The following is an 8,928-nucleotide window of genomic DNA, read 5'->3' as shown; positions in this document are numbered from 1 at the left end:
GGGATCTCCGACTCGGCCGCGACGGGAGTCCCTCCCGAAGCCGGCACGCGTTCCATGGCGCCGAATACGTTCGGGGTGAAGACGATCGTGCCGTCCGGCCCCCACGTCGCTCCGCGGCCCTGCGGAGCTTCGCAGATCGTCTGAACCGCCCCGCCGGAGACCTCGATCCTCTTCAGTTTCCCGTCGGCGAAGAACCCGAGGGATCGGCCGTCTGGCGACCAGAACGGATAGCTGGCGTCATCGGTCCCCGCGAGCACCGGCGTGGCGACGCTGTCGAGTGCCCGAAGGTAGATCAGGGTTTTGCCGTCGGAGCCCTCGGCGACGAAGGCGAGCATCCGGCCGTCGGGAGAGAGCGCGAGGGAGGCGTTCTGTTTCTCGATCGCCGCCCCGGCGGGCAGCTCGATCGCCGCTCGGACCGTCCGGGCGGGAGCCGGCGAGCGCCGCGCGAGAATCCCGGCGAGAGCGAGCGCGGCGACGATCGCCCCGCCCGCGACGATCCACGCGAGCCGCTCGCGGCTCTTCCGGCGCGAGACGACGACGGCGGGCGCGCCCGCCGGCGATCCGGCTTCCGCGATCCACTCGAGCTGGAGCTTGACGTCGTGCGCGGTCTGGAATCGATCGTCGGGGTCCTTGGCGAGGCAGGTCCTGACGACCCGGTCGAACGCAGGAGGCGTCATCGGCACGACCGCCGAGATCGGGCGCGGCTCGTCGCGGAGGATCGACGAGATCAGCGAGGCGCGGCTCGTTCCCGAGAACGCCTTCTTTCCCGTGGCCATCTCGTAGAGGACGGCGCCCAGAGCGAAGATGTCGCTCCGCGCGTCGGCATCTTTCCCCTCGAGCTGCTCGGGGGACATGTACTGGAACGTCCCCATGATCGTGCCGCGCTCCGTCAGCCGCGACGGCTCCGCCGAGGTCGGGAGCGACGAGAGAGCGTCGTCGCGGAGCCCGGAGGCGGGAGCGAGGGATTTCGCGAGCCCGAAGTCGAGGAGCTTCACGCCGGAGCGCGTGAGCATGACGTTCCCGGGCTTGAGGTCCCGGTGGACGATCCCCTGGCGGTGCGCGCGCTCGAGCGCGTCGGCGATCTGGGTCCCGAGCTTCAGGACCTGCTCGACGGGAAGAGGGCCCTTGCCGATCCGGTCCTCGAGCGTCTCCCCCTCGAGGTACTCCATGACGAGGTACTCGACGCCGCCTTCGCTTCCGACGTCGTAGAGGGCGCAGATGTGCGGGTGCGAAAGGGCGGAGACGGCCTTCGCCTCGCGTTCGAAGCGGGCCTTGAGCTCCGGGGTCGCGGCGAGATCGGTGGGGAGGACCTTGACCGCGACGACGCGTTCGAGCCGGGTGTCGCGCGCCTTGTAGACCTCGCCCATGCCCCCGGCGCCGATCGGGGACAACACCTCATAGGGACCGAGACGCGAACCGGCGGGGAGGGTCATGGGGCGGAAGAATACCGCCAATTCCCGGTCGTTTCGGCCGTCAGCGCCCCATCACGGTCTTCAGGCCCCGGACGCCCGCGCGGATCTCCGGAACGTCCGTCCCGCTGAATCCGAGCACGAACCCCTGACGAGTCGCTTTTCCGAAATAGCAGGACGAAAGGGGCATCGCCCAGACGCCGGCGCGGGCGGCGCGCAACGACCACTCGTGATCTTTTCCGCGTTTCCGGAGGACGGCGACGAGATGCATTCCCGCCTCGCCCCCGACGACGCTCAGGGAATCGCCGAGCTCCTCCTCGATCGCTTCGACGAGCGCCGAGCGGCGCTCCCGGTAGAGCGCGCGCATCCGCCGGACGTGCCGCGCGAAATGGCCCCCCGACAGGAATTCGGCGAGGACCGACTGCACGAACAGGGGCGGAAAATCGTCCGAGACGGCGCGGACGGCCGCGAATCGGGAAACGAGATCTTCCGGGACGACGATGTACCCGACCCGCAGGGCCGGAAAGAGGACCTTGCTGAACGTTCCGATGTAGATGACGCGCGAATCGCGGTCGAGTCCCTGGAGCGAAGCGATCGGCAGACTCTCGTAGCGGTACTCGCTGTCGTAATCGTCCTCGATGATCCACGCCCCGCTCCGGCGCGCCCAGTCGAGGAGCTCCAGCCGGCGCGAAAGCGTCATCGTCATTCCGAGCGGGTACTCGTGCGACGGTGTGACGTAGGCGGCGCGCGCCCGCCGGCTCCGTTCGACGCCGGCCGCGACGTTCAGGCCCTCGGAATCGACCGGAACGGGAACGAGCTCCGCGCCCCGAAGCCTCAGGACGTCGCGGACGCCGAGGTAGCCGGGCTCTTCCACCCAGACCTCGCTGCCGGGGTCCAGGAGGACGCGGGCCGTGAGGTCCAGGGCCTGCTGCGAGCCCGCGACGACCATGATCTGGTCCGCCTCGCATCGAACGGACCTCGCCCTTCGCAGGTACGTCGCCACCGCCTCGCGAAAGGCACGATCGCCCATCGGATCGCCGTAGCTCAGACGAGCGGGGACGCCGCGCATCTCCCGGGCGTGCCGTCCGACGAGCCTCGCCCAGACCGGGAACGGAAACCGGTCGAGCGCGGGCTGGCTGACGCGAAAAGCTCCGCGCCCTCCCAGCCACGGATCCGTTCCCCGCCGGAGAAAATCGGAATCCCGGGAGACGGCCTTCCGGCGCGGGCTCCCCGCCGCGCGGCGCCGTCTTTCACCCGGGGTCGAGGCGGTCCTCGCGGAGACGTTCGCGACGAACGTTCCCGAGCCGACTCCGCTCTCGAAATATCCCTCGGCGACGAGCTGCTCGAACGCGTTGACGATCGGAAGACGCGAGATTCCGAGCTCCCCGGCGAGCGTCCGGGTCGACGGAACGCGCTCGCCGGCCCGCAGCCGCCGATCGAGGATCGCGCTCCGGAAGCCGTCGTAGAGCTGGCGATACAGGGGCGCCGGCGAGGAGCGGTCGATCGGGATCGCGGGAACCAGAGCGGGTGACGCGCGCTTCATTCCGGAAATCATAATGGTCATGTCGAATCGACAACAAATGGATATTGCCGTGTACCTGTCGACGCGGAAAGATGTGCCGGGAGGAACCGATGAGAGACGTTCGACCCTATCTCCTCGCCGGCGGACTGGTTTTCGCCATCCCGGCCGTCCGCGGGCTCGCGCAGCAGAAGCCGGCGGCCGCCGCCACGGCGATTCCCGCGGCCGCCGTCCAACGGGATGGACAGCACGATTTCGACCCGCTGCTCGGCGCCTGGAAGTTCCACCTGAAGCGCCTGCAGCATCCCCTGTCGGGATCCCAGGACTGGATCGAATTCGAAGGGAGCGGCGTCTGCGTGAAGGTCTGGGACGGCCGCGCGCAGTTCGACCAGGTCGAGCTCGACAGTCCGACGGGACACATCGAAGGCCTGACGCTCCGCACCTACAACCCGGTGAGCCACCAGTGGAGCCTCTACTGGGCCAACAGCAAGGACGGCACGGTGGTCCCGCCGCAGGTCGGCGAGTTCAGGGACGGGCGGGGCGAGTTCTACGCCCAGGACACGTTGAACGGAAGAAGCATCCTCTGCCGGTACGTCTGGACGAACATGAACTCGGGCACGCCCCATTTCGAGCAGTCGTTCTCCGAAGACGGCGGGAAGACCTGGGAGGTCAACTGGATCACGGATCAGACGCGAGTCAACGAGGACAAGGCGCGGTGACTCTCGTGAGCACGGAGGGAGGCGGCGGATGGAACGCGCGTCGGATCGGGAATCTCCGCCAGGGTCCGCGGGAAGACGATCGACGGCTCTTCGAATCGCGATCGGACTTCTCCTCGGAGCGGCCTGCGCGATGACGACCGGAGGAACGGCCGTGACCGCGGGGGTCGATCCTTCGATGAGCGCCGTCGCGCACCTGAAGGACTTTCCCGTCGTCGAATTCCGCCGGTACACGATCAAGGAGGGAGAGCGGCAGCATTTCGCCGACTATTTCGAGAGCTTCTTTCCGGAGGCCTTCGAGCAGCTCGGGGCGATCGCGTTCGGCCAGTTCCTCGAAAGAGACGAGCCGGCGCATTTCACCTGGATTCGGGGCTTTCATTCGATGGACGAACGGGCCGCCGTCAACGGAGCCTTCTACGACGGGCCTCTGTGGAAGGAGCACCGCGCGACGATGAACGCCATCATCGTCGACAACGACGACGTGCTTCTCCTTCGGCCGTTGAATCCGGCTCGCGGAATCCCGGTTCTGCCGGCCGTCGATCCCGTGCGGGAGACGCCGGGCGCCCGCGGCATCGTCGTGGCGCAGATCTTCGCGGCGAAGGCCGGCCAGGTCGATGCGCTGGCCGCGCGCGCCGAGCCGGCGTTCGCCGGATACCGGGCGGCGGGCCTCCGCGAGGCGGGAGTGCTCGAGACGCTCGACGTGCCGAACAACTTTCCCCGGCTCCCCGTCCGGACGGACGGCCCGTTTCTCGTGTGGATGGGGATCCTCGAGAACGAATCGACCCTTTCGACATTCGAGCTGCTCGCGGAGCGCGCGGCGCGCGGGCTGTCGGCTTCCGGGTTGCTCCGGGGCGATCCGGAATTCGTGGTCCTCCGCCCGACCCGCCGTTGCCGGCTCCGGTGGCTCCCGTGAGAGCCCGCCTGGTCCTCGCCGCCGTTCTGCTGCCTCTCTGCCTCTTCGCGCAGAACCCCGCCAGGGCCGGAAGCCCCGCGGTTCCGCGCGACGGCCGGCACGATTTCGATTTCGAAATCGGCCGGTGGACGACGCACCTGTCGCGCCTCCTCCACCCGCTCACCGGATCCACGACGTGGGTCGATTACGAGGGAACGACCGTCGTGCGAAAAGTGTGGGACGGCCGCGCCAACCTCGTGGAGCTCGAAGTCGACGGCCCGGAGGGTCACTTCGAAGGCCTGAGCCTGCGCCTCTACGATCCGCGGTCGCACCAGTGGAGCCTCAACTTCGCCAACGGCGCGACCGGCGCCTTGAGCCAGCCGACGGTCGGCGAGTTCAGGAACGGCCGGGGCGAGTTCTACGACCAGGAGACGTTCGGCGGCCGGGCCGTCCTCGTCCGGTTCGTCGTGAGGGAGCTCACTCCGGATTCATGCCGCTTCGAGCAGGCGTTTTCGGACGACGGCGGAAAAACCTGGGAAGTGAACTGGATCGCCACGGACTCGCGCGTGAAGGAGGAAAAATGAAAGCAAAGACAGCGACGCTTCTGGGATTGGGACTCGCTTCCCTGGCCGCCACGTCCCGGGGGCAGCAGCCGGCGAAACCGCTCTCTCCCCGCGGCACGGCCTCGACCCAGGTCGGAGGATCGTGGACGGCCGGCCCGAGCGGAGGCGCCCCCCAGTATCCCGGCGGGAAGTGGATCGAGGTCGACTACGGCCGACCGATCCTTCGCGGCCGCAAGAACATCTTCGGCTCCGGAGCGGACTACGGAAAAGGAGTGAACGCCGGAGCTCCCGTGTGGAGGGCCGGCGCCGGGCCGACGACCAAGCTCTCCACCGAGGTCCCCCTCGTCATCGGCGGGAAGACGCTGCCGCCCGGTACCTACGACGTCCTGGTCGAGCTGAAGGAGTCCGGCTGGACTCTCGTCCTGTCGACACAGAAGACCCAGGACAAGTACGACCCGAACGAAAAGATCGCGATGTGGGGATCGTTCGGTTACGACCCGAAGTTCGACGTCGTTCGAGCCCCGATGGCGGTCTCGCGCCTCGAGCATTCCGTCGACCAGTTCACGATCTCTTTCCTGGACATGACGGATTCGGGCGGAAGGCTCGGCATGGCCTGGGAGACGACCGCGGCGATCGTGGATTTCTCGGTTGCCCGATAGGAGCACGGCGATGAGCACGATGACGAGAGAAGACGATCGCGCCGCCGTGGACGCGGGGCGTGAATTCGATTTCCTGGAAGGAGAGTGGTCCGCGATCTGCCGGGTTCCCTCGGAGAACGGCTGGGCGGAGGCTCCGGGGTCGCTGACGGCGTCCCGGGCGCTCGACGGAAAGATCTTCGTCGAGCATTTCGAAGGCATCTACCACGGCGGGAAGCTCCAGGGTCTCGGCCTGCGGGCCTTCAACCGCGAGACGCGCGAGTGGGAGCACACGTGGACCGACAGCCTCGAGCCCGGCCGCTTCCACGTGTGGAAGGGCGTCTTCCGCGACGGGAAGATCGACCTCTTCGGCGAATGGACGGAAACCGACGGGAAGCCCGTTCGGTCGCGCCTCACGTGGTCGGAGATCACGCCCGATTCCGCGCACTGGGAAAGCTCGCGCTCGTCCGACGCCGGAAAGACGTGGAGGCTCCACTGGGTGATCGATTTTCGCCGGCGGCGGGGAGCCTAAGAATGAAGAATAGAGACGGGGGCCCCGCCGGCCCCCGGAAGACGTGACCCGTTACTTCTCGCCGCGGACGCGGTACCACGCGTCCCGGGTCGCCATCTTCGCGTCGTCCCAGGTGTGGCGGCTCGTTCCCTTCGCCTTCTCCCAGCCGCGGCCGAGATCGGACTCGACGTCCTCGAATTTCTTCCCCTTGTACGCGGGACTCGCGGCGCTCTCCCAACCGTATCGGTAAGCGGGCTGGTAGTCCTCGAAGCGCGTGCCGGACCGGTAGTAGGGGCGCGTGGCGTATTTCTCCCGCCAGTACGCCTCTTCGACCGTGGGATTGACGCCTTCCGCGATCGCGTGTCCCGCGCCGCCCCCGGCGACCGCGCCGATCACGCCGCCCGCCACCGCGCCCACCGGTCCGCCGAGGGCCGCGCCGATGGCGGCTCCCGCCGCCGCGCCTCCGGCGGAGCCGGCGCCCGTTCCGAGCGGGTGCGAACCGGGTTCACCGGTGATGGGATCGGGATTCGTTTTGTCGTGGACTTCCGGATCATCGATAGTGCTCTTCATGGCACCTCCTGCGATTCGAAGAGCAATTCGCGTACCGTGCGATTCGTGACGGCGTTCCGTCGCCAATGCCGTCCCTGACCGAAGCCCGCGCCGGCAGACGTGCTACCCTGATCGCACGAAACTCCCGAAGGTCCTTCTCGCGATCCTGCTCCTGGCGTTCTCCGGATGCGTGACCGTGACGCTCAATCCGAACCGCACGAAGGAAAGCCGCGCTTCGGGCGCGGCGCGAACGACCCGCCCGGCGTCTCGCGGCTGAACGGCGAGAATTGGAAACGGCTCGCGGGCGCGGCGCGATCCCGGGTTTCCGTCGGCCGACTGGCGGCAACGGCGTTCGGCGGCACGGGGCGACGGCGGCCGCGGAGACCTCGACGTCGTTTCACCCGGTGGGGGCCGCCGCCGACTCGCCCCGGCTGAGATAGAGTCGCCGTGATGCTGAAAGGCTTCGTTCTCGGAATCGTGCTGACCGGGTTGCTGGCCGCGGGGGGCGCGTACTGGTACTTCGCGTCGGGGCGCGCGCCCGTTGCCGCGTCGGCTCCTCCGATGCCGTTCGAAAAGACGTTCGCGCGAATGGGTCTCCACGCCTATCTGAACAAGCTTCCGCATCCGAAGCCGCAGGTGCCGGCCGACGATGCGAACCTCCTCGCCGGGGCCAGGGTCTACAAGGACAACTGCGCCGTGTGCCACACGCTGCCGGGGATGGACCGGAGCTCGATCGCCCGCGGGATGTTTCCGCCTCCGCCGCCGCTCTTCCAGGGCAAGGGCGTGACCGACGACGAGGAGTGGGAAACCTACTGGAAGGTCGAGAACGGGATCCGAATGTCGGGCATGCCGGAATTCAAGGGCAGCCTCACGGAGACCCAGATCTGGCAGGTGACGGTGCTGGTGAAGAACGCGGACAAGCTCCCGCCGGCCGTCCGCAGCGATCTCGGGTCGGCGGCGCCGCCGTCGTCGACCGCGACGCCCACGAACCACTAACGCCGCGTCCCCGGCCGGGCGCCCCATGGCGGGATTCCTTCACCGGCGCCTCGAGAGGCGTCGCACGAGGATTTCGGCTCGTTCAAGCTCTGCGGTGAGAGGCGTCTTCCGCTCGCGCGCGTCCCCGACGATCAACACGTAACCTCGGCGCCCGATCCAGCCCGACCATCGTGTTCTCTCGCCGGACTCGCCGCCGCGGCGGAATGCATCAACGAGGAGGATGCCGAAGCGAAACGAAGAGCGTCGTCGTGCCCGCGGATCGCCGGGATGAAGTCGGCGCAGGACTTGACCCTTGCCTGCCCGAGGAATACGTTGCTCGGCAATCGGAAGGAGAAAATATGCGAACCCGGAGAGCCATCCTGGCCGTTCTCGCCTTTGCCGGCCTGTGGGCCGTCGCCTGCGGCGGAGGGGACGAGGAGAACTTCTTCTCCCCCATGCTCGCCAAGTTCCGCCATCGGGTTCACGGCGCGGTTTCCCAGTACGACGGCGCGGCGAAGACCTTCACCGTGACCGACAAGAAGGGACGGTCGCACTCGTTCTCGATGGACGATAGGACGAAGGTGGAAGGGACGATCGCGGACGGCGCGATGTCGACGGTTCATTACCGGGTCCAGGGAAAGACGTGGACGGCGACGAAAGTCAAGATCTTCGCGACGCCTGCCGCCGCCGCATCCGCCGCTCCGACGACGACCGCTCCCGCGGCCACGACCACGACGGGAGAAAAGAAGCAGCCCTGACGCCGGCGAAAACCGCGCAGCGCGTCGGCGCAGCTCCTCTTCGCCCCCGAACTCACCGGCTCCTCGCGACCGCAGGAGCCGGTGCCGGTTCGGGGTGTTTTCCGCCGTCGAGGGCGGAAGTCAGCGCCGGGTCGCTAGGGCAGCTGGTACTCTCCGTCGACCTTGTAGGAAACGCTCCCGTCCGCGTTAGGAGTGCCCTTGTACTTCCCCTTCCCCTTGATGCCCTTGAGCTTTCCGGTGCCGCTGATGTAGGTCCAGGTGCCCGCGCCGCTGACGAACTTCCCGTCCTTCATCTTGCTCGAGCCTTGAAATCGAACGGTCGTCTAGTCCCCGTTGAGCATCGTGGAGACGAAGTAGCCTCGAACCGAGGTCACCGAGTCGCCGGTGATCTCCTCGAGATC

At 67.8% G+C, this 8,928-nt stretch carries 11 protein-coding genes; 7 read left to right on the top strand and 4 right to left on the bottom strand.

The window, feature by feature from the left end; all coding sequences use genetic code 11:
* Together VFS34_02825 and VFS34_02820 are read right to left on the bottom strand one after the other, a co-directional pair.
* The coding region (locus VFS34_02825; protein HET9793370.1) for a protein kinase at positions 1-1,433 on the bottom strand (1,433 nt) is incomplete at its 3' end.
* 40 nt (positions 1,434-1,473) lie between these two features.
* Positions 1,474-2,952: a PLP-dependent aminotransferase family protein gene (locus VFS34_02820; protein ID HET9793369.1), complete on the bottom strand. Its 1,479-nt coding sequence runs from the start codon at positions 2,950-2,952 to the stop codon at positions 1,474-1,476.
* Between the two features lie 89 nt (positions 2,953-3,041).
* On the opposite strand from VFS34_02820, the gene VFS34_02815 reads away from it, so the two are divergent.
* From VFS34_02815 to VFS34_02795, 5 genes are all read left to right on the top strand, one after another.
* Complete coding sequence (locus VFS34_02815; GenBank protein HET9793368.1) at positions 3,042-3,647, top strand: hypothetical protein; 606 nt, start codon at positions 3,042-3,044, stop codon at positions 3,645-3,647.
* Between the two features lie 151 nt (positions 3,648-3,798).
* Positions 3,799-4,557, top strand: coding sequence for an NIPSNAP family protein (locus VFS34_02810; GenBank protein ID HET9793367.1), 759 nt, complete (start codon positions 3,799-3,801; stop codon positions 4,555-4,557).
* Between the two features lie 29 nt (positions 4,558-4,586).
* A complete protein-coding gene (locus VFS34_02805) occupies positions 4,587-5,120 on the top strand; it encodes a hypothetical protein (GenBank protein HET9793366.1) in 534 nt (177 codons plus the stop codon).
* The gene (locus VFS34_02800; protein HET9793365.1) at positions 5,117-5,758 is read left to right on the top strand and encodes a DUF2911 domain-containing protein; all 642 of its coding nucleotides are present in this window, start codon (positions 5,117-5,119) and stop codon (positions 5,756-5,758) included. Before VFS34_02805 ends, VFS34_02800 begins: the two co-directional genes overlap by 4 nt.
* A gap of 10 nt (positions 5,759-5,768) precedes the next feature.
* Positions 5,769-6,266 carry a DUF1579 family protein gene (locus VFS34_02795; protein ID HET9793364.1) on the top strand — a complete coding sequence of 166 codons (498 nt, stop codon included), beginning with the start codon at positions 5,769-5,771 and terminating at the stop codon, positions 6,264-6,266.
* Positions 6,267-6,317: 51 nt separating this feature from the next.
* Here VFS34_02795 and VFS34_02790 read toward each other — a convergent pair whose 3' ends face one another.
* Complete coding sequence (locus tag VFS34_02790; GenBank protein ID HET9793363.1) at positions 6,318-6,815, bottom strand: hypothetical protein; 498 nt, start codon at positions 6,813-6,815, stop codon at positions 6,318-6,320.
* Between the two features lie 429 nt (positions 6,816-7,244).
* Between VFS34_02790 and VFS34_02785 the strand changes: the two genes are divergently transcribed.
* Both VFS34_02785 and VFS34_02780 read left to right on the top strand, forming a co-directional pair.
* The gene (locus VFS34_02785) at positions 7,245-7,790 is read left to right on the top strand and encodes a cytochrome c (protein HET9793362.1); all 546 of its coding nucleotides are present in this window, start codon (positions 7,245-7,247) and stop codon (positions 7,788-7,790) included.
* 338 nt (positions 7,791-8,128) lie between these two features.
* Positions 8,129-8,527, top strand: coding sequence for a hypothetical protein (locus VFS34_02780; protein ID HET9793361.1), 399 nt, complete (start codon positions 8,129-8,131; stop codon positions 8,525-8,527).
* Between the two features lie 134 nt (positions 8,528-8,661).
* On the opposite strand, the gene VFS34_02775 is transcribed toward VFS34_02780, so the two are convergent.
* Complete coding sequence (locus VFS34_02775; GenBank protein ID HET9793360.1) at positions 8,662-8,820, bottom strand: hypothetical protein; 159 nt, start codon at positions 8,818-8,820, stop codon at positions 8,662-8,664.
* Between the last annotated feature and the right edge of the window lie 108 nt (positions 8,821-8,928).

The organism is Thermoanaerobaculia bacterium, from assembly GCA_035717485.1.
Classification (GTDB): domain Bacteria; phylum Acidobacteriota; class Thermoanaerobaculia; order UBA5066; family DATFVB01; genus DATFVB01.
Note: the sequence above shows the minus strand (reverse complement) of the source record. Positions and strands in the feature narration are given on the sequence as shown.